Genomic DNA, 25,000 nt, shown 5'->3' with positions numbered 1-25,000 from the left:
CCAAGGCAGAAACCGGCCCTCAGGCTGGAATGTTAGAAGCCGCCAGCGCGGCTCGGGCGCAGGACGCTCGCCCGGACAGCCTCTTCGGCTCGCTTGCGGGCGTATTCGGAGCCCGGAATGTTGGCCGATGACGGACCGGCGACCGGATAGCCGTAGGTCGAATTGCGCGTTGTCGGCCGGGTAACGGCATCGGGATATCCGGCGGCAATCCGTTCGCGCTCGGCGAAACCGTTGGCGCGGCTGGTCGCGTCGGAACCGGGCACGTATTGCGCGGAAGCCAGGGTCGTGCCGAACAGAACGAGCGCGCCGGCACTGGTGGCGAGAAGACGGGTCATGATCGTGCCCTTTGTGACAGGCGCTGCGCCAGGCCCCAGATCATCGGAAGAGGCGGCGAGCGTCCGGATCGGTGCGATATGTACCGATTGGTAGCGATCAGATAGATGGGCGCGTCGGCCGGTTCAAGGACTTCAATACCGATCGGAATAAAAAACTCGGAAGGTTCCCGCCGCGCTGCCGGTGCCGGCCGTCAAACGCGAAGGTTCGGCCCTTGCGTCCGCTCCTCCGACGCCGGGGATTGCTCCTTCGGCCGGATCGGCGGAGCCCGACGACCCCAATTGAGACTGCGTTGCTGCCCGCCGTCTGGCGCCCCGTCACGAGAAATTCTGCGACAGTGTCTTCGATGTCGGCATTTGGCGGCGTCGCGTCATCGATTGCGCCGGTCGGCAGTGGCTCAGAAGCTCAGTTCGCCCTTCGCGTTCCTGTAAACAATGGAATGACCGACTTGGAGTGCGGTGCCGACTGGAGCAAAGATACCATTGGCGCGGGAGACGAGACTTGGACGACAATCGGTTTCTCCTGTCGACATCGATGCCGACCCCGGGGCAGGCGAAGCTCGCCTGGGGCACGATCGCCGTCCTGTGCATCGCGGGGCTTCTGGTTACGCCCTTCGCCCGCATTCATCTGCCGGGAACGGAGGGGCTTCTTCCGGCCTATGGAGCGGCAGTGTTTCTGGCTGAGGCAATCACCGCCGGCCTTCTGTTCTCGCTGTATTACGTCATGCCGCGCACCGCGGTCCTCATCCTGGCGGCCGGCTATCTCGTCTCGGCACTGAGCATCGTTCCATGGATGCTGAGTTTTCCCGGAGTGTTCCAGGCGTTCGGCCTCGACAGCGGCCCGCAGGGCACGGCCGCCATCGCGGCGTTGCGGCGGCTGCTCTTCCCGATGGCCGTTGTCGCTTATGCGCTTCTCAAGAACCGGCCGGTCGGACCCGTCGGCCTGCGCGGGATGCGCAGGCGGATCGCGACCTGTGTCGTGGCGGTCCTGCTCTGGACGCTGACGGTGGCATTCTACGTCCTCGGCACGGCGGGCTGGCTGCCGCCGTTTCTCTCGGCTGGCGGAACCCTGACGATCGTCTGGATGCTCGTTCCGGCGATCGCGCTGCTTCTCTACGCGGCGGGCATTGCCCTTCTGGTGCGCGGCGTGCGCAGCGTCGTCGACACATGGCTGATCGTGGTCCTCGTCGCCCTGACCATCGAGACCGTTCTTCTTGCCTATGTCAGCGCGGGCTTGCGGCTCAGCCTCGGATGGTGGGCGGGCCGCGTGTACGGTCTGGCGTCGGCCAGCCTCGTGCTGATGGTGCTCCTGTCGGAAGCGGTACTGATGCAGGGGCGCCTCGCGCGCTCGATGGCCGCGGAGCAGCGCGCCCGCAGCGATCGCCTCACTGCGATGGAGGCGCTCTCGGCCATGGTCGCGCACGAGGTCAATCAGCCCCTTGCGAGCATGGTGACCAATGCGTCGGCGGGCCTTCGCTGGCTCGACCGGCCGCAACCCGATCTCGCGGAAGCCGGAGACGCCTTCCGGCGGATCGTCGCCGATGGCCATGCCGCCGGCGAAGTCGTCGCCGGGGTGCGCACGATGTTCCGGCGCGGCGCGCGAGATTGCGAGCCTCTGGACCTCAACGCAATCGTCGCGGACGCGCTGCGCCGGGCGGCCGACGAGACGCGTCTCGCCGGGATCGCGGTGACGACGTGCCTGCATGCGCCGCTCCCCCGTGTGCTCGGCAATCCGGCCCAGATCCAGCGGCTGGTGGCCAATCTCGTTTCGAACGCCGTCGACGCGATGCTGGCCGGGCCGAGCGATCCGCGACGTCTGCTGGTGGCGACGAGCGGGCAGGAAGATCGCGTGACTTTGTCCGTGGCAGATACCGGGATCGGCATCGAGCCGGCGACGGGTCATGCGATCTTCGAGCCCTTCGTCACCACCAAGCTGGACGGGATGGGCATGGGGTTGATGTTCTGCCGCGTCGTGGCCGAGGCCCATGGCGGCCGGGTCACCCACGCCCCCAATCATCCGCAGGGCACGATCTTCACGATCGCGCTTCCGGCCGCTACGGTGTCCCGCGACGCATCATCGGATGATCGGGCCGGACCATGAACGCGACGGTATTCGTGGTGGACGACGACGCATCGGTCCGCGAGGCGGTCTCGAGCCTGTTGCGGTCGGTCGGCTACGACGTGGCCGGCTTCGCCACCACCGGCGACTTCCTGCTTGTCGAGCGCGGCCAGCAACCCTCCTGCCTCGTTCTCGACATCCGGCTGCCGGGCGCCAGCGGGCTGGACCTGCAACGGGAACTTTTGGCGCTGGGCTCCCATCCGCCGATCGTCTTCATCACTGGACATGGTGACATTCCCATGTCCGTTGCGGCGATGAAGGACGGTGCGGTGGAGTTCCTGACCAAGCCGTTTCGCGAACAGGATCTCCTCGACGCGGTTCACACGGCGCTGGAAATCGACCGCAGGCAGCGGGCGGAGGGGGAGGCCTTCGCCGTCATTCGGCAACGCTGGGAGACGCTGACCCCGCGCGAACGCCAGGTGATGGCGCAGGTGGTGACCGGTCGGCTGAACAAGCAGATCGCCGGCGATCTCGGTCTGAGCGAGGTGACGGTGAAGGTTCACCGTGCCGCCGTCATGACGAAGATGCAGGTGGCCGGTCTGCCCGATCTCGTCCGGGCGGCCGACAGGCTGGCCAACGACGCCGCCATCCAGAGGGCGTAGCGCGGTTATACCACCGCACAATTGCGCCGAACCTCCCCTTTTCGGCACTGTCTCCCCTGAAGCGACAAGCTGCTTCGCGGTCGCATCCTCCGCCAGCGGACGCTTCCAGCAGGGCCACTTCGGCGGCGGCGGGAGGGTCAGCCATGAGTGAGGCACGCCTGATCGCGATCGTCGATGACGACGCTTCGGCGCGCCAGGCTCTGTCCGCCCTTTTGCGCGCCATGGGGTTTCGCGTCGCCGAGTTCGGCAGCGGACCGGAGATTCTGGAGACGATGCCCATGATCGAACCCGACTGCCTCATCGCCGATATCCGGATGCCGGCCATGACCGGCCTGGAACTGCACCGCCGGCTGCACGAGACCGGCCGGCGCCTGCCGACCATCCTGATCACGGCCTTCCCGACCGCACCGGTCATGGAACGGGCAAGGGCGGAAGGCATCCTTGCGGTCCTGACCAAACCGCTGGAACCGGGCCCGCTTGCGGCCGCCATCGCGGCAGCGTTCGGCGAAGAAGACGGGGAGCCGGGCCTGCCGGTGGATCCCTCTACGACCTGAACGCGGCGTCGGGGCACCGGCTCCGAACTGCCAAGCATCGACCCAATCGGGACATGACACGCGCGGCAAGCGCCGGCGCGAACGCCCCTCCGTGCTCATCGACAACACAGGAAACACAACATGCCGATCAAAGCCACTGCCACTGCCGGGCCGCTCCTGATCTCTCCGACGGATCACGCGCTGGTTCTCATCGACTTCCAGTCGCAGATGTCCTTCGCCACCAGGTCCATCGACGCCGTGATGCTGCGCAACAACGCTGCACTGATCTCGCGTGCCGCCGCCGGGTTCGACGTGCCCACCATCCTGACGACGGTCGCGGAAAAGAGCTTCTCCGGGCCGATGTTCGAAGAGATCACCACCGCGTTTCCGGGGCAGACCCTGCTCGACCGGACGTCAATGAACACCTGGGAGGACGCAGCGGTGATCGACGAGGTCAACCGGATCGGCAAGACGCGCATCGTCTTCGCCGGCCTGTGGACCAGCGTCTGCATCGTCGGGCCGACCCTCTCGGCCCTCGATCAGGGGTTCGAAGCCTATGTGATCGCCGACGCCTGCGGCGACGTCTCCGACGAGGCGCATGAGCGGGCGATGGAGCGCATGATCCAGGCCGGCGTGCGTCCGATGACGTCGCTGCAGTATCTGCTGGAGCTCCAGCGAGACTGGGCGCGTGGCGAAACTTACGACATGACCACCGGGATCGCACGGCAGTTCGGCGGGGCTTACGGCCTCGGTGTCACCTACGCCAAGACCATGTTCGGCGCGTCGGAAGGCCACTGAAGCGAAAACGCTGGTGGTCCGACCGGGCCCGCGCCGTGCGGACCACCAGGGCCAATCGCTCGGGCTTCGCCGGGATCTTCGGAACCTTGCGGCCTGTCTCGCCCGATCTCTGGACGGAAGGAAATCGACATGAGGATCTACATCGCCTCCATCGGCGCAGGGCTCCTCGTTGGCGTCGTCTACGCCCTGATCAACGTGCGTTCTCCCGCGCCGCCGATCGTTGCGCTCGTCGGGCTCCTCGGCATCCTCCTCGGCGAGCAGATCCCGCATCTCGTGAAGGCCGCGGTGGGCCGGTCGACCGATACGTCCGCCGTGCTGAACCGCCAGATCCGTCCTCACGTCTTCGGGCACCTGCCGACAGGCGAGCGCACGTCGGACGCCGCTACTCCGGCATCGAGGAAAGGCTGATGCCGGAGCCGGAACCGTTCCCCGCGTCGCCTTCACTCTCGGCTTCTCCGCTCCCGCAGGGGCGATTCCATTCATCGGAGACCCGCGCATGACTGCCGATCTCATTCTCCACAGCGGACTGGTGTCGACGCTCGACCGCATCAACCCGAGCGCCGAGTCCATCGCCGTCAAGGACGGCAGTTTCCTTGCGGTCGGCCGCACGAGCGAGATCATGGCGCATCGCGGGCCCGACACGAGGGTGATCGACCTGAAGGGGCGCCGCGTCCTTCCCGGCCTGATCGACAATCATCTCCACATCATTCGCGGCGGTCTGAACTTCAACATGGAGCTGCGCTGGGATGGCGTGCGCAGCCTTGCCGACGCCATGGACATGCTGAAGCGGCAGGTTGCGGTGACGCCCCCGCCGCAATGGGTGCGGGTCGTTGGCGGGTTCACCGAGCATCAGTTCGCCGAGAAGCGCTTGCCGACCATCGACGAGATCAACGCGGTCGCCCCGGATACGCCGGTCTTCCTCCTCCATCTTTACGATCGCGCATTGCTCAACGGCGCGGCGCTTCGCGCCGTCGGCTATACGAAGGAGACGCCGGCGCCACCTGGAGGCGAGATCGTGCGCGATGCGTCCGGCAGCCCGACGGGACTGCTGCTGGCCAAGCCGAACGCCGCCATCCTGTACGCGACGCTCGCCAAGGGCCCCAAACTCCCCTTCGACTACCAGCTCAATTCCACGCGCCATTTCATGCGCGAACTCAACAGGCTCGGCGTCACGGGCGCAATCGACGCCGGCGGCGGCTTCCAGAACTATCCGGACGACTATGCGGTGATCCAGAAGCTGGCGGACGAGAAGTTGCTGACCGTCCGCCTGGCCTACAATCTGTTCACCCAGAAGCCGAAGGAGGAGAAGGAGGACTTTCTTCGCTGGACGGCGACGTCCCGGTACAAGCAGGGCGACGACTACTTCCGGCACAACGGAGCGGGCGAGATGCTTGTCTTCTCCGCTGCCGATTTCGAGGATTTCAGGGTCGAGCGGCCGGACATGCCGCCCGAAATGGAGGGTGATCTCGAAGGCGTCGTGCGTGTGCTCGCCGAGAACCGCTGGCCGTGGCGCATGCATGCGACCTACGACGAGACGATCTCGAGAGCGCTGGACGTTTTCGAGAAGGTCAATCAGGACATCCCGCTGGAGGGGCTGAACTGGTTCTTCGACCATGCCGAAACCATCTCCGACCAGTCGATCGACCGCGTCGCGGCACTCGGCGGCGGCATCGCGGTGCAGCACCGCATGGCCTATCAGGGCGAGTATTTTGTCGAACGCTACGGCTTCGGTGCGGCGGAAGCCACGCCGCCCGTCGCCCGCATGCTGGAGAAGGGCGTTCGAACCTCGGCCGGAACCGACGCCACGCGCGTTGCCTCCTACAATCCCTGGGTCTCGCTCGCCTGGATGATCACCGGCCGCACGGTCGGCGGCTTGCGGATCACGCCCCCCAGGAACTGCCTCGACCGCGAAACGGCGCTCCGCATGTGGACGGAGAACGTCACCTGGTTCTCGAACGAGGAGGGCAGGAAGGGACGGATCGAGGCGGGCCAGTTCGCCGACCTCGTCGTTCCGTCGAAGGACTTCTTCGTCTGTGCCGAAGACGAGATCTCGCACCTCACCTCCGATCTCACCATGGTGGGGGGCCGTGTGGTGTATGGCGCGGGCGACTTTTCCGCCGAAGACGAAACCGACATCCCTCCCGCCATGCCGGACTGGTCGCCGGTGCGAAGCTTCGGCGGCTATGCCGCCTGGGGCGAGCCGGACGGCGCTGGGCGCAATTCGCTTCGTCGCACGGCGATCTCGTCCTGCGGCTGTGCCAATGATTGCGGCGTGCATGGCCATGACCACGCGACGGCCTGGTCGTCGAGCCTGCCGATCTCCGACCTGAAGGGCTTCTGGGGCGCGCTCGGCTGCGCATGCTGGGCGGTCTGACGATGAGGACCCTTCCGCTTTCCCAAGGACACGACGCCCTGTTCCGCACGTTGCCGGAACGGCTGGCGCTGGTCGCTCTCTGCGGCGCCTACATCCAGGGGCCGATCTCGAAACTCGCCGACTTTCCCGGAGCCGTGGACGAGATTGCGTATTTCGGTCTCCGCCCGTCCGCGCTGTTCGCCATCGCTGTGATCGCGTTCGAGCTGGCCGCGTCCGGCATGGTCGTGGCGGGCGTCGGGCGGCGCGCCGCGGCTCTGGCCCTGGCCGCTTTCACGCTCGCCGCGACGATGCTGGCCCTGCGCTTCTGGGAGATGGAGCCGGGCACGGCACGCCAGATGACCGCCGACGCCTTTTTCGAGCACCTCGGTCTCGTCGGTGCCTTCGTCATCGTCGCCGGTCTCGATCGGCCTGCTCGGTTCAAGCGAGAAGACGTTCCATGACCGGCCCATTCCCGACGTTGCCCGTATCGCGTCGCGATGCCCTCATCGGCGGTACCAGCCTCGCCGCCGCGGCCATGCTGCCCGGCACGGTGTTGTCCGCAACCACCACCCACCCGGAAAGGACCCACACTATGGCTACCGTGAAAACCAGCGACGGCGTCGAGATCTTCTACAAGGATTGGGGGCCGACAGACGCGCAGCCCATCATGTTCCATCATGGCTGGCCGCTGTCGTCGGACGACTGGGACAGCCAGATGCTGTTCTTCCTGCATAATGGCTACCGTGTCGTCGCCCATGACCGGCGCGGGCACGGACGCTCGGCGCAGGTCAGCGACCGGCACGATATGGATCATTACGCGGCCGATGCCTTCGCGGTGGTCGAAGCGCTCGACCTGAAGAATGCCGTCCATATCGGCCACTCGACCGGTGGCGGCGAAGTCGCACGCTACGTCGCCCGGCACGGCGAGCCCAGCGGCCGCGTCGCCAAGGCGGTTCTCGTCAGCGCGGTGCCGCCACTGATGCTGAAGACCGAGGCCAACCCCGAAGGCCTGCCGCTGGAAGTGTTCGACGGATTTCGGAAAGGCACTGCCGAAAACCGGGCCCAGACCTTCCTCGACGTGGCCTCCGGCCCGTTCTACGGCTTCAATCGCGAGGGCGCGACAATCCACCAGGGTGTCGTCCAGAATTGGTGGCGTCAGGGCATGATGGGCGGCGCCAAGGCGCATTACGACGGCATCAAGGCCTTCTCCGAGACCGACCAGACGGAGGATCTGAAGGCCATCTCTGTTCCGACCCTGGTCATGCACGGCGATGACGACCAGATCGTGCCGATCGCGGATGCAGCGCTGAAGTCGATCAAGCTCCTGAAGAACGGGACGCTGAAGGTCTATGAAGGCTTCCCGCACGGCATGCTCACCACGCATGGGGCAGTCCTCAATCCCGACCTCCTTGCCTTCGTGAAGAGCTGAGCCGACGTGGCGAGCCCGGCGTCCCGACCCGTCGTCGCCGACGGAGGTTTTGCGCCTCTGCGCCACCCTGTCTTCGCCGTCCTGTGGGCGGCGACGATCCTCGGCAATGTCGGCAGTTTCATGCGCGACGTTGCGAGCGCGTGGCTCGTCACGGACCTCACGGCATCGCCCGCCGCCGTCGCCATGATCCAGGCGGCGGGGACGCTGCCGGTGTTTCTGCTCGCCATCCCGGCGGGTGTGCTGTCGGACGTTCTGGACCGGCGCCGGTTCCTGATCGGCGTCCAGGTCTTCCTGGCCGGCGTCAGTCTCTCGCTGGCCATGCTTGCGGCCACGCACTCCCTGACGATCGAGGCGCTGGTCGCGCTGACGTTCCTTGGCGGCGTAGGCGCTGCCCTGATCGGCCCCGCCTGGCAGTCGATCGTGCCGGACCTCGTGCCCCGGGACGAACTCAAGCGTGCCGTCGCACTCAACTCGCTCGGCATCAACATTGCGCGCTCCATCGGCCCGGCGGCGGGCGGACTGATCCTCGCAAGTGCCGGGGCGGCGGCGACCTATGGCGCCGATGTGGCGAGCTATCTGTTCGTGATCGCGGCGCTCTGGTGGTGGAAGCGTCCTGCCGCCCCCCGTAACGACCTCTCCGAAAGCTTCAACGGCGCCTTCCGCGCTGGTCTGCGCTACGTCCACGCCAGCCCTGAGATCCATCGCGTCCTGCTGCGCGCCTTCGTGTTCTTTGCCATGGCCAGTTCGGTCTGGGCGCTGCTGCCCCTCATCGCACGCAACCTGCTGGGCGGCGATGCGAGCTTCTACGGCATTCTGCTGGGGACTGTCGGTGCAGGGGCGATCCTCGGCGCCGTGCTGATGCCCAAGATCCAGGCCAAGCTTGATGTCGACGGGGTGGTGCTTCTCGCGGCCTTGCTAGCCGCAGCGGTCATGGCGCTCCTGTCCCTTGCTCCGCCTCGCTGGGCGGCCCTGCCGCTCTTCCTGGTCCTCGGCGCAGCCTGGATCATGGCGCTGACGACCCTCAACGGTACGGCTCAGGCCGTTCTTCCCAACTGGGTTCGGGGGAGGGCGCTGGCGGTCTACCTGACCGTGTTCAACGGCGCGATGGCCGCGGGCAGCCTGGCCTGGGGGCTGGTCGCGCAGCAAATCGGCGTGCCGGGGGCACTTCTCGTCGCCGCTGCCGGGCTCACCGCGAGCGCTCTCGCCATGCACCGTGCGAAACTGCCGAAGGGCGAGACGGACCTCGAGGCCTCCCATCATTGGCCCGAGCCGTTCGTCGCAGGACCGGTAGCGCAGGACCGCGGCCCGGTCATGATCACCGTGGAATATTGCGTCGCCCCGAGCAATCGGAGCGCATTCCTCGAAGTTCTCTTCCGGCTCGCGTCCGAGCGCAGGAGGGATGGCGCGTTCGCCTGGGGCGTGGCGGAGGATGCCGCCAAGCCGGCCACGATCCTCGAGTGGTTCATGGTTCCGTCATGGGCAGAGCATTTGCGTCAGCACGGGCGTGTGACAAAGGCCGATGCGGAGGTTCAGGCGGAACTGCAGCGCTTCCATGAAGGCGATCTGCCACCCAGGGTACGGCACTTCCTGAGTCTGGCCAGACAGAGGCGGTAAACCGATGCCTTCGCTCGGCAGGCTGGAACGCGAGACCGGCCGAAAGACATCTCAGCGTTTTGTGAAGCGTGCCGACTTGCTTCGGCCCGCCGCGGCCTCCATTTCAGAGAAAACACGCGGCGTTTGCGAACTGTTGCGAAAGCGACCCGCCGACGGGCGCGTCCGATCCTCGATTTCACGGGGCGACCATGTCGTCTGCCGAAGCGACTGGGAGGCTGCCTTGTCTCGGACCCGTCTGAACCGCAGAACGATGCTGGCGGCCGGCGTCGCCTTCGGCGGCGCCCTGGTGACGGTCTGCATGTCCGGCCTGCTCGTTCCCGCGCGGGCACAGGGCCTCGCCCCGACCCCCTCCATGCGCGGCGGCTCGAACAATTATCGCCCCGGCGCGCCGGTCGTCGAACGGATCGGCAATGGCGGCTTCTGGATGTCGGGGCGCGTGCGCCGGGCCGGCGACGGTGCGCCGCTGGAAGGCATCCGCATCCAGATCTGGGCGCATACGACCGAGGCCTATGAGCGCGATCCGGAAAGCCATGGAGCCACGCTGACCGGCCCCGACGGCACGTTCCGGCTGGAAATGCCGCAGATCGTGCCCGCATTCGGCCAGGCACATGGCCATCTGGCCTATGACGATCCCGAATTCGAGACGGTCTTCCTGCGGCCCGTCATGTCCAGCCCCAAGGATACGAGCCTGAGCGCCGACTTCGTTCTGCAGCCGGCCTGACACCATGACGCTGTCCATCCGGGCCGTTCTCGGCTGGTCGGCGCTGGCCGTCGCGGTTCTCGGCCCCGTCGCCATCGCGGCGACGAGCGAGTATCTCGCCTATCGCAGCGGGATCTATATCGCGGCCGGCTTCGCCGGGATCGTGGCGATGGCGCTGCTCCTTCTCCAGCCGCTTCTGGCGGCGGGCTATCTGCCCGGCATGGGCATGCGGGAGGGACGCCGTATTCACCGTTGGGTCGGAACGGCCCTTGTTGCCGCGATCGTCGCCCATGTGGCCGGGCTCTGGCTGACGAGCCCGCCCGATGTCGTGGATGCGCTGCTCTTTGCCTCGCCGACGCCGTTTTCCGCCTGGGGCGTTATCGCCATGTGGGCGCTGTTCGCGGCGGCCCTGCTGGCCGCCCTGCGCCGGACGCTGCGCCTGCGACCGGCGATCTGGCGTTTCGCCCATACGGCGCTGGCGAGCGTGGTCGTCGTCGGCAGCGTCGTCCATGCGCTGCTGATCGAGGGCACGATGGGCACGGTCTCGAAGGTCGCTCTCTGCGCCCTCGTCCTCACCGCGACCGCCAGGGCCCTGTGGGATCTGCGAAGCTGGGCAGTGCTCAGGCGATTCGGTCCGCCGAGATAGACGCTCCCACCGGATGTGGGCTTCTCCCGCCGGCTCCTGCCACCCCGTTCCGGCCGTGGCGATCAGTCCTGCTCCGGTGCCCCGAGCGGAAAGAGTGGACGGTACGGGCGGGCCTCGTCGATGCAACGGGCGAAGGACGGTCGGGCGTTCAGGCGATTGCGGTAGGCCCGCACATGAACGAAGCGCTCGGCGATCGGGTGGGTCCAGTCGGCGTAGAAGAGTTGCGGCGCGGCGGCGCAGTCCGCGAGGCTGAAGCTGTCGCCGGCGACCCAGTCGCGATCCGCCATCCGCCCGTCGAGATACGCATAGGCGGCATCGAGAGCCTGTCGTGCGATGCGGACGCCCTCGGGATCACGCTTGCCGTCCGTACGCAACGCATCGAGCACGATCCTCTGCTGCGGTGTGGCGACGTAATTGTCGAAGAAGCGGTCCCAGAACCGGACCTTCAGCGCCGCGACCGGGTCGGCGGGGAGCAGGGCGACCGGGCCGGGATGACGAAGCCCCAGATGCTCGATGATGATCGAGGCCTCGACGACTGTGTCGCCGCCATCGACCAGAAGGGGAAACTTGCCGATCGGCCACATCGCCCGCAGTTCGTCCATCGCCGCCGGATCGTCGGGGCCGAGGATGCGGCGTTCGAACACCGTGGCATTCTCGTAGAGGGCGATCAGCACCTTCTGGCAGTAGGACGAGAACGGATGGAGAAAGAGCGTCAGCATGGTCGGCCTCAATCGTCGAGCGCAAAGGAGCCCGTCGCCACGGCACCGGCCGGGGCGTAGACCGCGATGATGGCGCCGCCTTCCGAAACGCTGTGTTCCAGAAGGCGCCAGGCACCGGGGTCTGCGCCCGGCAGGGCCCGTTTGCCGCGGCCGAGGATCAGCGGGAAGGTGATCAGGTAGAGCCGGTCGACGAGACCGGCCGACAGCAGCGCCGGGTACAGCGTGGTGGAGCCCTGGACGATCAGCTTCGGGCCATCGGTGCGCTTGAGGGCCGCCACCGCATCGATGTCCGGCAGCGCGTGGGAATTGGCCCAGGCAAGTGGCTCGCTCGACGAGGTGACGACGTATTTCGCGGCGCGATTGAACTTGTCGGCAAAGGCGTCACCGGTGATGCGGGGCCAGTGCGCGGCGAAGATGTCGTAGGTGCTTCGGCCGAGCAGCAGGTCGAACTCCCCGTCGAAGATTGTGTCGATGAAGCCTCCGACCGTCTCGCCGACATGGGGCACGATCCAGCCGCCGAGTGAGAAACCGTCGCTGCGGTCCTCGTCGGGACCGCCCGGTGCCTGGACGACGCCGTCCATCGACTGGAACAGGCCTGCCGTGATCTGGCGCATGAGACCTTCCTCCTCTCCCGTCTTCAACCGCGCGCGATATCGCGCGTCTCCCCGTCCGAAATCCTTCAGGATCAGGCCGCGCGCTCGTAGCGCGCCGCATTGTCCCGGAATGGCGCCAGCTGATCGGCCAGGGCCTTTCGGAAAGCTGGCCGCGCCGTGTGACGCGCGACATAGGCGTCGAGCGCGGGAAAATTCTGGAGAATGTCGGTGTGGCGCGGGATGCGCAGGACCGCCGTCATCATCAGGTCGGCCACCGAGAAATCGCCGAGGAGGCCGTCGCGATCGCCGAGCGCCGCCTGAAGCTGCCCAAGACGCTTGCTGACGGACTCGATGGCACCGGCGCGCAACTTCGCTGCCGCATCGGCGTCGCGCGCAAAGAAGTCAAGATCGACAAGCGCGGCAATCGGCGGCTCGACCGTATTCAGGCTGGCGAAGACCCAGGACAGGGCGAGATCGCGTCGATGGCGATCGGACGGCAGCAGCCCGTCGCTCGCCTCGGCGATCCGCCAGACGATGGCCCCGGATTCGAACATGGTCTGCCCGTCGATCTCCATCGCCGGAACCTGGCCGAAGGGCTGGCGGGCGATATTCTCCGCGCTTCGCTGCGACCCCTGTTCGAGAATGATCGGCCTGTAGGCCAGCCCGGCCTCTTCCAACGCCCAACGAACGCGCAGATCGCGGACCTGTCCCTGCGCGAAGGGCGGCACCCAGTCATAGGCCGTCACACCGATGGCGGAGTTCTGCATGGTTGCGTCCTCAAGCCTTGCCAGGTCGTGCACGACCGGGCATCGCGTTGACCTGACGGTTGATATCGGCACCGCGCTTCCCGATGATCCACAGACCGGATCCATGCCAACGGCGCCGCTTATCGCTTGACTAAAATGTTGATATCAACATAAAGAGGTCATGTCAACGTTCAGCGATTCGCCGACAACCGTTCCCTACGAGACCACGCTTCTGGTCCGGGATCATTGTCTATGCCTGCGGGCACAGCGCGCGGCGCGCGCCATGGCGCGGCGTTTCGACGAGGCGTTCCGCTCCGTGGGGATCACCAGCGGCCAGTTCTCCCTGCTGATGTCGCTCAATCGTCCGAAGCCGCCGACACTCGGTTCCGTCGCCGAGCTTCTGGCGATGGATCGCACCACGCTGACGGCCAATATCAAGCCCTTGGAGAAACGCGGCCTCCTGTCGGTGACGCCGAATCCCGCCGATCGACGGGCGAGGCTGCTCTCGCTGACGCCGGAGGGGAGGGCCGTCCTCGCGGAGGCAGTGCCGATCTGGCGCGCGACCCAGGCGGCAGTCGAGGCCGCGGTCCCCGACCCGGATGTCGTGCGGGCAGGGCTGGATGCGCTGGCGTGACAGGAATCCTGCCAGCGGCCGACCCGTCGCAGGCGGTGTGTCGACGGCGAATGGCGCGAAGGCAGACCTGATCTGACGAAAAATGAGGTCTCGGGAATTCACGGCGGTTCGCCGCCCGCAATCCCCTGGATGCCGCTCCCTCGCACTCAGCCGCGGGGGCTCCCCTAGGCACCAGGTTTCGGTGATCTCACTGGTTCCGGAAACCGCGGTTGCGGTCGCGGCCCGATTTTGCACCGCCCTTACCAGCAGTCCGACCGCGTCCTGCGGACGGCTCGGGGTCGCTGACGCAGAGTGGGACAGCCCTGCGGCGCCGCCGAAAGCATGGCGTTGCACACTTGGCGCGTCGGGCGAAATTCCATCCCTTGCCGCGGCGGACGGCGTCTGCGATCCCGGTCGCTTCAACCCATGAAGGACCGTGATGCCGTCATTCCTGAAATCCTTCGGCCCGGCCGTGCCGCAGACGACACCCATGGAAGCCGTTCGGGCCGGAACCGGCGCCCTCATCGGTCTCGCATTGTGCGGCCTGCTGGTGCTGGCGCCGACCGTCGATCTGCAACTCGGATTGTACCTGATCGCTCCGTTCGGTGCGAGTTCGGTCCTGCTCTTCGCCGTCCCGAACAGCCCGCTGGCGCAGCCGTGGTCGGCGATCGGGGGCAATACGATTGCCGCGCTGGTGGGCGTCGCGGTCTGCCTTGTCGTCGCCGATCCGGCCCTGCGTATCGCGCTCGCCGTCGGCCTGGCCATCACGGCGATGATCCTGTGCCGCGCCGTCCATCCACCGGCAGGCGCGGTCGCGATGACGGCGGCGATGAACCCCGAGGCCATCGCCGAACTGGGGTTCCGCTTCGCCGTCACGCCGGTCGCGATCGGCACGGCGCTCCTGGTTCTGATCGCCATCATCTACGCGCGGGTGACCGGCAGGCGCTATCCGTTCCGCCAGTTCGACGACCCGAACCCGCATGGAACGGGGGATCGCCAACCGTTCGAGCGGCTCGGGCTGTCGAGCGCGGAGCTGACGAACATCCTCGAGCGATACCGGCAATCGTTCAATCTGGGGGTCGAGGATCTGGCGCGATTGATCGGCGCAGCGCAGATGCAGGCCGCGACCCACAGGATCGATCCGACCGTCGCTGCCGACTTCATGTCGCGCGACCTCGTCACGGTGGGGCCGGACGCGTCGCTTGCAGACATCACGGCGCTGTTCGCGCAACACCGCTTCACCTCGCTCCCCGTCCAGACTGCGGATGGCCGGTTCCTCGGCGTGATCCTGCAGATCCACCTGATCGCCTTGAGAGGTAGCGATACGAGAGGGCTCCTCGGCAAGGGAAGGCGGCGCCTGCGGGCGGAAGACATCATGGATACGGCATGCCCGCGCGCGGCACCCTCGACCCCGGTGGCCGCCTTCTTCCATCTGATGGCCGAAAGCCAGACCGATGCCGTGCCGGTGATCGAGAACGAGCGGATCGTCGGCGTCGTCACCCGCACCGATCTGATCGCCGCGCTCGCGCACAGCATTCTGGCGCAACGACCGGTCGGTCGTCCTCTGCCAGGGTGAGAGGCGGCTGCGTCTGCGGGGCTGGAAGGGGGTGGGCCGCTTCCATGGTGGGGGTTCTTCTTCGGCAGATTGGGCCGAGGTGACCGCCGCCGGAGGCTCATGCGGGGCAGCACGACACGGCAGGCGCCTGCGCCGCGCATGTCCGAAGCCCGGCCGCGATGGCGGCCGGGCTTCGGATCAATGGCGTTCCTGGTCCTCGGCGGCTTCGTCCCATTCGGGGCCGATCAGGTTCTCGCCGGGATTGCCGACGCGGACGCTGTCGGTGGCGAAGGCTTGGAAGGCCGGGACCTGTGCCATGGGAAGGACGAGCCCGGCGACCACGCCGATCACGGCGGCGATCGCGATGCCGATGAGAATGGCCTTCAACGCGCGTCTCCCGTCGTCGGCGCTGCGGGCGCCACGTTCTGCTGATATTGCAGGTCGAGCGCCGCCAGCGCGATCAGCGCTGGGGGCAGGTCGACGCCCGCGCGCCGCATCTCGCGGGTCGCGCCATGGCACCCGGCGATATCGTTGGCGTCGGCCAGCGCCTGGCCCTCGGCGAGGGTCATGTCCGGCTGCTTCTTGGTGGCTTCGGGCGTCTTGGGGATCGGCGCGCTGAGGCCCGAGGTCTGTGGCGCGTTGTCGGCATTGCCGGCCTTCGGAGCCGGCGCATTGGCGTCGCTGGGGGCCTCGACCGCGGCGCCGGCCTGGTTGGAGGCTTCCTGGGCCGAACCCGACTCGTTACCGTCGGGCACGCCCGCGGCCTGCTGCTCATTCTCGGCCGCCGCTTCGCCGTTGGACGTCGCCTGCTGCTGCGGCTGGTCCGAGGCCGCGCCACCGGCGGGCTCCCGGTCCGTGCCGCGTTCGGTCGACGGCTGCGTCGTTGAGGCCTCACCGGCCTGCGCCGCGGGGGCCTGGTCAGCGCTCGCCTGAGCGGCTGCCGGCTGGCCGGGCGCGGCGGCTGCGTCTTCGGCCGGAACCGGCGTCAGGAACGCCACCAGTTCGGTGCAGATATTGGCGGGGCCGGACGAAGCCGTGCCCGTGCCGGTCTCGCCGGCCGCCGGCGTTGCGGTGCCGGCATTCGCCGCGGGATCTGCCGGAGCAGCGTCGGCTGCCGGACTCTGCTCCGCTGGCTGCGTGCCGTCAGGCGCGGGCGCCTGGGGGGCGTTCGCGGCCGGAGCCTCGCTTGCCGCGGGTGCCTGCGGCGCATCGGTGGCGGGCTCTGACGTCGTCTGGGCGACGGCCGCCGTCGCCAGCGCCGTGGTCGCGAAGAGTAGGATGAAACTGTGGCGCATGGTGCTCACTCCGCCGGCTGTGTGGTGGGGACCGGCTGCGGTCCCTTGGCGGTCTTGGCCTGTTCTTCCTCGACCCAGAGGCTGTGATGGGCGCGGGCCCAGGCAAGGTCGACCTTGCCGTTGCCCATGGCGTCGTAGGCGCCCTCCATGCCGAGCGAGCCGATATAGATATGGGCGATGATGATGGCGATCAGCACCATGCCGACCGTGGCATGGACATATTGCGCAATCTGCATGCCCTCGATGTTCAGCACCGAGAAGGGGAAGAGCATCAGGAGGCCGCTGATCGACAGGGCGAGGCCGCCGAGCGTCACCGACCAGAAGATCATTTTCTGACCGGCATTGAAGCGGTGCGCCGGCGGATGCTTGTCGCCGACGAAGCCGCCGAACTCGCGGATCCAGCGAATGTCGGTGCGGCTCGGCAGATTGTCCTTGATCCACACGACGATCATGAAGACGAGGCCGACCATGAACGCCCAGGAGACGAAATTGTGGACGTATTTCGCCCAGTAGCTCCAGGTCGCGAAGGCGTCCGGTCCGATCAACGGGAACAGCAGCCGCTTGCCGAAGACGTAGTTCAGGCCGGTGATCGCCAGGAGGATGAAGGCGGTGGCGGTCATCCAGTGGTTCAGCCGTTCGAAGAAGCTGAAGCGCAGCAGCTTGCGGCCGACCTCAGGGCTGTCCTCGATCATGATCCGCCCGCGCGAGAAGTAGAAGGCGGCAAGGGCGAGGACCATGCCGATGATGGCGATGGCGCCGATCCACGGCAGCCAGCCTTCATGGAAGCTCTGGTAATCGCGCCCTTCGGGCTGCTCGAGCACCGCTGCCTTGCTGTCCGGGATGGTGACCCTGCCGCTGATCTGGCCGCCCTGCAGCGCGTTGAGGAGCTGTTGCTCGGTCGGAACCTCGGCGGTGGGGTTCTGGCCGCTGGGGTCGGCCTGCGCGCCGTCGGTCGGCGCGACGTCGCTCTGGGGCGCGAGATTGTCGTCGCCCTGCTGGGCGGCAACGGGCGTCGCCAGGAGGGCGAGCGCCACGCCGCCGGCGGCGAGGATGGTGCGAAGCGTGGTCATCGTCGCCATCTCAGGCCTCGATCGTTTCGCGGTAGGCCGTTTGCCAGCCCCAGGCCCCGGTGCCGTAGCCGCGCTTGGCGACCCGCTCCTTGTAGATCGTCGCGATGATGTCGCTGTCGCCCGCCAGAAGCGCCTTGGTCGAGCACATCTCGGCGCACATGGGCAGCTTGCCCTCGGCGATGCGGTTCTTGCCGTATTTGGCGTATTCCGCCTCGGAGCTGTCGGCTTCCGGACCGCCGGCGCAATAGGTGCACTTGTCCATCTTGCCGCGCGAGCCGAAATTGCCGACGCGCGGATATTGCGGCGCGCCGAACGGGCAGGCGTAGAAGCAGTAGCCGCAGCCGATGCACAGATCCTTGGAGTGCAGCACGACGCCGTCCTCGGTGGTGAAGAAGCAGTCCACCGGGCACACCGCCGCGCAGGGCGCGTCGGTGCAGTGCATGCAGGCCATCGACACCGAGCGCTCGCCCGGCTTGCCATCGTTCAGCGTCACCACGCGACGCCGGTTGATGCCCCAGGGCACGTCGTGCTCGTTCTTGCACGCCGTCACGCAGGCATTGCACTCGATGCAGCGATCGGAGTCGCAGAGAAATTTAAGCCGCGCCATTGTCTGTCGCTCCCCTTATGCCGCCGCGATCTGGCACAGCACGACCTTGGTCTCCTGCATGCCGGTGACCGGGTCGAAACCGTAAGTCGTGATGGTGTTGACGGATTCGCCGAGCACGATCGGGTCGGTGCCCGCCGGATAGTGCTCGCGCCAGTCCTCGCCCTGGTAATGTCCGGAGAAGTGGAAGGGCATGAAGGCGACGCCGGGCGCCACGCGCTCGGTCACCAGCGCCTTCACCCGCGTCTTCGCATCGTTCTCCGTGCCGTAGACCCAGACATATTGCCCGTCCTCGACACCGCGGGCCGTGGCGTCGGCCGGATTGATCTCGACGAACATCTCCTGCTGCAGCTCCGCCAGCCAGCGGTTGGAGCGGGTCTCTTCGCCGCCGCCCTCATATTCCACGAGCCGGCCCGAGGTGAGCAGGATCGGGAAGTTTCCGGCGACGTTCCGCTCGATCGCGGCCTGCTGCACGGAATAGCCGATATTCGGGATGCGGAACTGCCGCTCGTCGGGCCGGGTCGGGTATTTCTCGACGAGGTCCGGCCGTGGCGTGTAGATCGGCTCGCGGTGCACCGGCACCGGATCGGGCAGGTTCCAGGCGACCACCCGGGCCTTGCCGTTGCCGTAATGCATGACGCCGTGATCCATGCAGACGCGCTGGATGCCGCCGGACAGATCCGTTGCCCAGCTGACCGCGTCGACCTTGTCGCCGCCGACCCGCTGGATCGTCGCCAGTTCCTCCGGCCGCAGATCGGCGTCCCAGCCGAGCTTGCGCAGGATGCCGTAATTGAACTCGGGATAGCCGTCGGTGAGCTGGGAGCCCTCCGAATAGGAATCCTCGGCCAGCAGCGTCTCGCCGTTCCGCTCGACGCCGAAGCGCGCGCGGAAGGTGCCGCCGCCTTCCCAGATGGGGACGTCGGTACGGTAGAGGATCGGCGAGCCCGGATGCTTCATCTCCGGCGTACCCCAGCACGGCCAGGGCAGGCCGTAATATTCGCCGCCGACTTCCGGCGTGTCGGCCGGGGCGCGCAGGCTGACCAGGTCGAACTTGTCCTGGTTGCGCATATGCGCCTTCAGCCGCTCCGGCGACTGGCCGCAATAGCCGGTGGAGAAGCCACCGCGATTGATCTCGCGCAGGATGTCCTCGGCCGAGACCTTGCTGTTCTCCACCCCGATGTTCTTGAACATCCGGTCGGCGAAGCCGAGCTTGACCGCGAAGTCGTGGATCACCGCATAGTCGTCGCGGGACTCGAAGGCCGGCTCGACGATCTGCTCGCCCCATTGCAGCGAGCGGTTCGACGCGGTGCGCGAGCCATTGGTCTCCAGCGAGGTGGCGATGGGCAGGAGATAGGTGCCGTTGCGGCGGCCCTTGATGGCGCCGAAGGTGGTGGCGTGGGGGTCGGCGACCACCAGCAGTTCCAGCTTCTCCAGCGCCTGCAGCATTTCCGGCATGCGGGTGACGGTGTTGCCGCCATGGCCCATGATGAACATGCCGCGCAGCGGCGAGCGCTGGTCGATCTCCTCCGGCGGCATGCTGACCGCGTCGAACCACCGGGTCGAGGTGATGCCCGGGGTCTCCATGTTCTCCTTGCGGGTGCGCGGCTCGCGCCCGCCCTTGGCCGGGACCTCGTCGAAGCGGCTCTGCAGCCACTCATATTCGACTTCCCAGACCCGCGACCAATGCTTCCAGCCGCCTTCGGTCAGGCCGTAATAGAGCGGCAGCGAGGTGACATCGAGGCCGAGATCGGTCGCGCCCTGCACATTGGTGTGGCCGCGGAAGATGTTGGCGCCGGTGCCTGGCTTGCCGACATTGCCGGTGGCCAGGCACAGGGTGCAGTAGGCGCGCACATTGGCGGTGCCGACCGTGTGCTGGGTGGCGCCCATGCACCAGATCAGCGTCGAGGGCCGCTCCTGCGAGAACAAGTAGGCGACGTGCTTCAGCTGCTCGCCGGATACGCCCGAGACGCGCTCGACCTCTTCCGGCGTCCACTTGGCGACTTCCTTGCGGACCTCGTCCATGCCGTAGACGCGGGTGCGGATGAACTCCTTGTCCTCCCAGCCATTCTCGAAGACGTGCCAGAGAATGCCCCAGATAACCGGAATGTCGGTACCGGCGCGAAGGCGCAGATATTCGGTGCCGTGTGCGGCGGTGCGGGTGAAGCGCGGATCGATGACGATCAGATTGGCGCGGTTCAGCTCCTTGCCGGCCAGGACGTGCTGCATCGCGACCGGATGCGCTTCCGCCGGATTGCCGCCCATGATGATCATGGTCTTGGCGTTGCGGATGTCGTTGTAGGAATTGGTCTGGGCGCCGTAGCCCCAGGTGTTGGCGACGCCGGCCACGGTGGTGGAATGGCAGATGCGGGCCTGGTGGTCGACCGAGTTGGTGCCCCAGAAGGCGCCGAACTTGCGGAACAGATAGGCGCCTTCATTGGTGAACTTGGCCGAGCCGAGGAGATACATGGCGTCGGCGCCGGAATCCTCGCGGATCTCCAGCATCTTGTCGCCGATCTCGTTGATCGCCTGTTCCCAGGACAGCCTCTGCCACTGGCCGTCGACCAGCTTCAGCGGGTATTTCAGCCGCCGGTCGCCATGCACGATCTCGCGGATCGCGGCGCCCTTGGCGCAGTGGGTGCCGCGGTTGATCGGGCTCGACCAGCTCGGCTCCTGGCCGGTCCAGACGCCGTTCTGCACTTCGGCGGTCACCGTGCAGCCCACCGAGCAATGGGTACAGATGTTCTTCTTGATCTCGATCGGCACGCCGGGCATCGGCGCGCTGACCGCCTCGGCCTTCTGCACGGCCCCGGGCATCATGGTGCCGAAGGCGGCGAGGCCGCCGACGGCGAGGCCCGACTGCTTCAGAAAGGCGCGGCGATCGAGTCCGGCAGGACGGGTCGACGAGACGGAAGAACAGAATTGGCCGGGCTGACCGGCCTTGCGTTTGGTGAGCATGTCCGCCTCACTTGTCCTGCAGCGTTTCGTAGCCGTTGGTCCGGTAGAACGCCTGAACGTCCGGGCTGTCGGGCTGATATTTGGGTTGGGTCTCGTCGGTCCCCGGATCGTAGGCCTCGGCCTCGTCGACGAAGGCCGGCGCCGTCACGGCCACCGCGGTCGCCGCGCCAGCCGCACCCGTGGCCTTGCGAAGGAAGGCGCGTCGATTGAGATCAGGCTTGTCCGTGGCCATGGTCGTCTCCCATTTCGCTGCCGGCGCGCGGGCCGTGCGGTCGTTTCGCGGCACGCTCATGCGACCAGCGCCTGCGACTCGGTCTCGATTGTCATGAAGCTGCGGCCGACACGGCCGACACAGCGGTAGAAATCCGCCGACCGGGCCGTCTCGAGATCCGCGAAGAAGCGGCCCATCCACGGCTGCATGTGGCGGGCGAAGAAGTCGCGGGCGGCGCCCTCGGGGGCCTCGAAGCGCCCGTCGATCAGCCCGGCCATGGTCTCGCAGAGGACGCCGACATGGTCCTCAAGCTCGACGAGGGATCGGGACCGTTCGATGCCGAGCCGCGCCAGATCTTGCCGCAGGCGGGCCAGCGGCTTTTCGCGCAGGAAGCCGGTGAGGTAATAAGAGCCGTAGGGCACCAGTTCGCCGCGGCCGACGCCGATGAAGAGGTCGAAATACTCGCGCTCCAGGCGCGCCGGATCGGCCCGGCGGGCGGCATCGGCCAGCGCCGCGTGGCTGCGGCCGAGCGGGGTCGCGTCGCCGCTGAGCCCGGCGACCAGCGCCAGCGTTTCGGCGCTCGGTTCGCGCGCCATGAGAACGGCGAGAAGGCCGTAATGCTGGACCCGGAACTGATCGACCGAATCGAGCGCCGCGCGCACGGGCGCCGTCGCCGTTGCGGCAACGTCGTGAGCGCTCGGTTCGGAAGGCCCGTCGGTCATCGTGGCGCTTTCATGGGTGTCCGGTTACCCGTTGATCTGGAACGAGAACCTAGTTGGTTCCGGGGTTTGTGCAAGCGTCTTTTGAACCATTCCAGTTTCGTTGACGGCTATTCAAATCGGCAGCGCGCTGCCATGTCGCAGCGGCCGGTTTCGCGGACCTTGCTGCGGTGTTTCGGCAGCGGTTTCGGGCATGGTGTCCGGCGTCTCCGTTAGAGCCGAATCCTGTGAGCCGGGCGCGGCGGAAACCGTCTCGTTCGGCGCGGCCTGCGTGGCGTTGGCCACGGTCATCTGGGCAGGCGATCCGGCGGGGTCGCTTTGATCCGCCGCGACGGTCGGCTCCGCGGCCTCGATGGGCGCAGCCTTCTCGCGGCCGAAGATGTCCTTGACCATCTGCTTGACGTCGGTGGTCGCCGACAAGGGCCCGGAGACCGGCACGCCGCCGGGCACGTTCCAGTCCCACGCATAGTCCCTGGCGTCACCGACATAGTCGCGGATGGCGGGATCGAGCGACCAGAGCCGCCGCATGGCGCGATTGCGCAGGGAGGCCGGAACGCCCTTGCGCAGAAACGCCGTCATGTCCGACGCGGCGGTCAGATCCGCCGGGGCGGGCAGCGCCGCCAGCTCCTCGGCGGTGATCGGCGCATCGACGGAGGCCTGCAGCGCGTCGTCCGTTGCAGCGTGCTCAGGCGATACGCCAGCGGCCTCCGCTTCATGGCCGGCATCCGCTCCGGCGGCGGCCGTTCGGTCCGCGTCGGCGACCTCGCGCTTGCGCTGGGACCAGCGGGAGAGGAAATCGTTGCTCAATCCGGTCGTCCTTGCCGTCCCGTTCGTGCTTCCGGATCTGCCGCAGGGAAAACTAGCCTGCGATCCGAGCGGGTCGAGGGTGTGGGCCTCATCAATGTCGGCGGCCGTCAAAGTCTATCGGCGCCCGGTGATCCTCGGCAAGGCGCGGCTTCGGCCGGGCCGTGCCGGCATAGGGATCGATCCCCTCGTTCAGCACCGCCTCCACCCGGCAGTCCTCGCACATGCGGATCGCGTCGAGACGGCGGGCATTCTCGCCGGCGAACATCCAGTGCTTGCCTTCCAGCTTGGCGATGATCCGCTCGATCGTGCTCTTCGTGCCGAAGGGCTTGGCGCAGCGAATGCAGCAGAAGGGCTCTTCCTCCTTGAGGATCTGCCGCGGCGCGTTCCAGGCGGCGAAATCGAGCGTCGGCTCCAGGGTGATCACCTGTTCCGGGCAGGTCGACTCGCACAGGCCGCACTGAACGCAGGCGCCGTGGGAGAAACTGAGAAGCGGACGGTCCTCGCTGGCCGACAGTGCACCGGTGGGGCAGGCGGTCACGCAGGCATGGCACAGCGTGCAGCCGTCGGTCTGCACATGAACCTTGCCGAAGGGCGCGCCCTGCGGCAGCGCCACCTGCTCGACCGGCGCCGGCGCGACCCGGTGCAGCATCCGCAGGCTCAGCTCCAGAAGCTCGCGCTTGCTGCCGACCGGGGCGAAGCTGGCGGGCGCCGGTGCGGCATGGCCGAGCGGCAGGGCCGCCAGTTCGGCGAGCATATCGTCCGGCGTATCGGCATGGAGGATCCGGCAGGAATCCTCGCCATAGCCGAGCGCGGCCGCAAAGGCGCCGGCCAGATCGACGGTCCCGGCAAGAGTGGCCACGCCGTTCCGCGGCGCGCGGCGCGCCAGGATGCCGATGCCGGCCGCCCCATAGGCGAACGCCGCAGCGAGGCTTTCCAGCCCGATCTGCTTGATCTCGTTGACGGCCATCGGCAGCACATGGGCCGGCAGCGCCGGACCAGCGGCGTCGATGAGCGGCTGACCGACATAGCCGTCATGGAAGAGGACGACCGGATCACGACCGCCCGCGGCCCGGTAGCTGGTCAGGAGCGTGCGCAGGCGGTCGAGCTGCATGTCGACCGTCGGCAGCGTGTAGGAGGCGGCGCCCGTCGGGCACACCGCGGCGCAATTGCCGCAGCCGGCGCAGACATAGGCGTCGATCGTCACATGCTCGCCGGCCGGCGCGATCGCCTGCATGGCGCAGGCGTCGAGACAACGGGTGCAGCCGGTGATCGACGAGCGCGAATGGGCGCAGAGCTCCTTGCGGAAGGCGATATATTGCGGCTTCTCGAACTCGCCGACGAGTTCCGATGCTTCGGCGATCGCCGCGTCGAAGGCGGCCGGGTCGGCGACTTCGGCCCGCAGATAGCCGTCGCGGGCCTCATGGGCGGGAAACAGCGGCGGACGGGCCGCGAGATCGAGGATCACGTCGCAGCGCGACACGGCGCCGTCGCGCGGCAGCGCCATGCCGTCCGGCGGCACGTAGCCGTCCACGACCGCCTGATAGGCGCCGAAATGCCCCGTGGCGCTGGCGATGCGGCCGCGCGCCACCGGAAACGACAGGCCATCGGGCACCGGCGTCAGGCCGCCATCGTCGAGGAGAACCGTCACGTCGAGGGACGCGGCCAGCCGCAGGCCCGCATCGATCGCGGCCGCGCCGTCACCGCAGATCAGGATCGTGCCGTCGCTGACGAGGGACAGAAGCGGCGGCTGCGCCGGGGGCAGGGCGGCGAGCGCCGCCACGGCGGTGTCGCGGGGGCCGGTATGGGCTGGCGTATCGGTCACGATGGACGCAATCCTTCGGGCGTGTACGGCATTTCAGGCAGCCGGTTGTCTCACCGTCCACCGTTGGCGTAGAACGATTTTAAACTGGCGCAAGTCAATAGTATCACGTGGTTTTTTCATGTCGTCGCCATCGACCCTCGGGCTCGATCACCGCCCGTTTCGCTG

26 protein-coding genes are annotated in these 25,000 nt (G+C 67.4%); 13 read left to right on the top strand and 13 right to left on the bottom strand.

Translation table 11 applies throughout. The features are described 5' to 3' along the window. Nucleotides 1-32: 32 nt before the first annotated feature. Nucleotides 33-335 (bottom strand): hypothetical protein, encoded by a 303-nt coding sequence (locus SI859A1_RS14900; protein ID WP_009210545.1) that lies wholly within the window; start codon nucleotides 333-335, stop codon nucleotides 33-35. A gap of 499 nt (nucleotides 336-834) precedes the next feature. On the opposite strand from SI859A1_RS14900, the gene SI859A1_RS14895 reads away from it, so the two are divergent. The 11 genes from SI859A1_RS14895 to SI859A1_RS14845 all read left to right on the top strand — a co-directional run bounded on the left by SI859A1_RS14895 (nucleotide 835) and on the right by SI859A1_RS14845 (nucleotide 11,126). Continuing rightward, nucleotides 835-2,433 carry a sensor histidine kinase gene (locus SI859A1_RS14895; RefSeq protein ID WP_050767554.1) on the top strand — a complete coding sequence of 533 codons (1,599 nt, stop codon included), beginning with the start codon at nucleotides 835-837 and terminating at the stop codon, nucleotides 2,431-2,433. Then, on the top strand, nucleotides 2,430-3,053 hold the full coding sequence (locus SI859A1_RS14890) for a response regulator transcription factor (protein WP_009210543.1): 624 nt from the start codon (nucleotides 2,430-2,432) through the stop codon (nucleotides 3,051-3,053). Before SI859A1_RS14895 ends, SI859A1_RS14890 begins: the two co-directional genes overlap by 4 nt. Before the next feature lie 143 nt (nucleotides 3,054-3,196). Next, a complete protein-coding gene (locus tag SI859A1_RS14885; RefSeq protein WP_040325874.1) occupies nucleotides 3,197-3,607 on the top strand; it encodes a response regulator transcription factor in 411 nt (136 codons plus the stop codon). Nucleotides 3,608-3,733: 126 nt separating this feature from the next. Further along, nucleotides 3,734-4,384 (top strand): hydrolase, encoded by a 651-nt coding sequence (locus SI859A1_RS14880; RefSeq protein WP_040326615.1) that lies wholly within the window; start codon nucleotides 3,734-3,736, stop codon nucleotides 4,382-4,384. 129 nt (nucleotides 4,385-4,513) lie between these two features. Then, nucleotides 4,514-4,792 (top strand): DUF1427 family protein, encoded by a 279-nt coding sequence (locus SI859A1_RS14875; RefSeq protein ID WP_040325873.1) that lies wholly within the window; start codon nucleotides 4,514-4,516, stop codon nucleotides 4,790-4,792. A gap of 88 nt (nucleotides 4,793-4,880) precedes the next feature. Further along, nucleotides 4,881-6,758 (top strand): amidohydrolase, encoded by a 1,878-nt coding sequence (locus SI859A1_RS14870; protein WP_009210541.1) that lies wholly within the window; start codon nucleotides 4,881-4,883, stop codon nucleotides 6,756-6,758. Nucleotides 6,759-6,760: 2 nt separating this feature from the next. Next, a complete protein-coding gene (locus SI859A1_RS14865; protein ID WP_085931422.1) occupies nucleotides 6,761-7,198 on the top strand; it encodes a DoxX family membrane protein in 438 nt (145 codons plus the stop codon). A 131-nt stretch (nucleotides 7,199-7,329) separates the two neighbouring features. Then, nucleotides 7,330-8,166: an alpha/beta fold hydrolase gene (locus tag SI859A1_RS14860; protein WP_420804755.1), complete on the top strand. Its 837-nt coding sequence runs from the start codon at nucleotides 7,330-7,332 to the stop codon at nucleotides 8,164-8,166. Between the two features lie 6 nt (nucleotides 8,167-8,172). Then, nucleotides 8,173-9,780 (top strand): MFS transporter, encoded by a 1,608-nt coding sequence (locus SI859A1_RS14855; RefSeq protein WP_009210539.1) that lies wholly within the window; start codon nucleotides 8,173-8,175, stop codon nucleotides 9,778-9,780. Nucleotides 9,781-10,000: 220 nt separating this feature from the next. Further along, entirely contained in the window at nucleotides 10,001-10,501 is a 501-nt protein-coding gene (locus SI859A1_RS14850; RefSeq protein WP_009210538.1) for an intradiol ring-cleavage dioxygenase, read from the top strand. 4 nt (nucleotides 10,502-10,505) lie between these two features. Next, nucleotides 10,506-11,126 (top strand): ferric reductase-like transmembrane domain-containing protein, encoded by a 621-nt coding sequence (locus SI859A1_RS14845; protein ID WP_009210537.1) that lies wholly within the window; start codon nucleotides 10,506-10,508, stop codon nucleotides 11,124-11,126. Between the two features lie 62 nt (nucleotides 11,127-11,188). Here SI859A1_RS14845 and SI859A1_RS14840 read toward each other — a convergent pair whose 3' ends face one another. The 3 genes from SI859A1_RS14840 to SI859A1_RS14830 all read right to left on the bottom strand — a co-directional run bounded on the left by SI859A1_RS14840 (nucleotide 11,189) and on the right by SI859A1_RS14830 (nucleotide 13,310). Beyond that, complete coding sequence (locus SI859A1_RS14840; RefSeq protein ID WP_040325871.1) at nucleotides 11,189-11,845, bottom strand: glutathione S-transferase family protein; 657 nt, start codon at nucleotides 11,843-11,845, stop codon at nucleotides 11,189-11,191. Nucleotides 11,846-11,853: 8 nt separating this feature from the next. Then, nucleotides 11,854-12,459, bottom strand: coding sequence for a dihydrofolate reductase family protein (locus SI859A1_RS14835; protein WP_009210535.1), 606 nt, complete (start codon nucleotides 12,457-12,459; stop codon nucleotides 11,854-11,856). Between the two features lie 71 nt (nucleotides 12,460-12,530). Then, a complete protein-coding gene (locus tag SI859A1_RS14830) occupies nucleotides 12,531-13,310 on the bottom strand; it encodes a glutathione S-transferase family protein (RefSeq protein ID WP_244401018.1) in 780 nt (259 codons plus the stop codon). Nucleotides 13,311-13,365: 55 nt separating this feature from the next. On the opposite strand from SI859A1_RS14830, the gene SI859A1_RS14825 reads away from it, so the two are divergent. Both SI859A1_RS14825 and SI859A1_RS14820 read left to right on the top strand, forming a co-directional pair. Further along, the gene (locus SI859A1_RS14825) at nucleotides 13,366-13,818 is read left to right on the top strand and encodes a MarR family winged helix-turn-helix transcriptional regulator (RefSeq protein ID WP_009210533.1); all 453 of its coding nucleotides are present in this window, start codon (nucleotides 13,366-13,368) and stop codon (nucleotides 13,816-13,818) included. 418 nt (nucleotides 13,819-14,236) lie between these two features. Beyond that, a complete protein-coding gene (locus SI859A1_RS14820) occupies nucleotides 14,237-15,373 on the top strand; it encodes an HPP family protein (RefSeq protein ID WP_009210532.1) in 1,137 nt (378 codons plus the stop codon). Nucleotides 15,374-15,550: 177 nt separating this feature from the next. Here the strand turns inward: SI859A1_RS14820 and SI859A1_RS14815 are convergent, their stop codons facing one another. From SI859A1_RS14815 to SI859A1_RS14775, 9 genes are all read right to left on the bottom strand, one after another. Beyond that, nucleotides 15,551-15,739, bottom strand: a complete 189-nt coding sequence (locus SI859A1_RS14815) for a hypothetical protein (RefSeq protein WP_040325870.1) — start codon at nucleotides 15,737-15,739, stop codon at nucleotides 15,551-15,553. After that, the gene (locus tag SI859A1_RS20440) at nucleotides 15,736-16,656 is read right to left on the bottom strand and encodes a hypothetical protein (protein ID WP_148233863.1); all 921 of its coding nucleotides are present in this window, start codon (nucleotides 16,654-16,656) and stop codon (nucleotides 15,736-15,738) included. Before SI859A1_RS20440 ends, SI859A1_RS14815 begins: the two co-directional genes overlap by 4 nt. Then, the gene (locus tag SI859A1_RS14805) at nucleotides 16,653-17,717 is read right to left on the bottom strand and encodes a formate dehydrogenase subunit gamma (RefSeq protein WP_148233862.1); all 1,065 of its coding nucleotides are present in this window, start codon (nucleotides 17,715-17,717) and stop codon (nucleotides 16,653-16,655) included. The genes SI859A1_RS20440 and SI859A1_RS14805 overlap by 4 nt, the downstream gene beginning before the upstream one ends. A 10-nt stretch (nucleotides 17,718-17,727) precedes the next feature. Next, complete coding sequence (gene fdh3B / locus SI859A1_RS14800; protein ID WP_009210530.1) at nucleotides 17,728-18,324, bottom strand: formate dehydrogenase FDH3 subunit beta; 597 nt, start codon at nucleotides 18,322-18,324, stop codon at nucleotides 17,728-17,730. A 15-nt stretch (nucleotides 18,325-18,339) separates the two neighbouring features. After that, a complete protein-coding gene (locus SI859A1_RS14795; protein WP_009210529.1) occupies nucleotides 18,340-21,276 on the bottom strand; it encodes a formate dehydrogenase subunit alpha in 2,937 nt (978 codons plus the stop codon). Nucleotides 21,277-21,283: 7 nt separating this feature from the next. Continuing rightward, entirely contained in the window at nucleotides 21,284-21,568 is a 285-nt protein-coding gene (locus SI859A1_RS14790; RefSeq protein ID WP_338024712.1) for a twin-arginine translocation signal domain-containing protein, read from the bottom strand. After that, nucleotides 21,565-22,209, bottom strand: coding sequence for a TorD/DmsD family molecular chaperone (locus SI859A1_RS14785; protein WP_009210528.1), 645 nt, complete (start codon nucleotides 22,207-22,209; stop codon nucleotides 21,565-21,567). The genes SI859A1_RS14790 and SI859A1_RS14785 overlap by 4 nt, the downstream gene beginning before the upstream one ends. A 111-nt stretch (nucleotides 22,210-22,320) precedes the next feature. Beyond that, on the bottom strand, nucleotides 22,321-23,124 hold the full coding sequence (locus tag SI859A1_RS14780; RefSeq protein WP_081451411.1) for a DUF3306 domain-containing protein: 804 nt from the start codon (nucleotides 23,122-23,124) through the stop codon (nucleotides 22,321-22,323). Further along, nucleotides 23,105-24,835, bottom strand: a complete 1,731-nt coding sequence (locus SI859A1_RS14775; protein ID WP_009210526.1) for a 4Fe-4S dicluster domain-containing protein — start codon at nucleotides 24,833-24,835, stop codon at nucleotides 23,105-23,107. The genes SI859A1_RS14780 and SI859A1_RS14775 overlap by 20 nt, the downstream gene beginning before the upstream one ends. Between the last annotated feature and the right edge of the window lie 165 nt (nucleotides 24,836-25,000).

The organism is Aurantimonas manganoxydans SI85-9A1 (genome assembly GCF_000153465.1).
GTDB lineage: Bacteria > Pseudomonadota > Alphaproteobacteria > Rhizobiales > Rhizobiaceae > Aurantimonas > Aurantimonas manganoxydans.
This window is presented reverse-complemented; position numbering and strand designations above follow the sequence as displayed.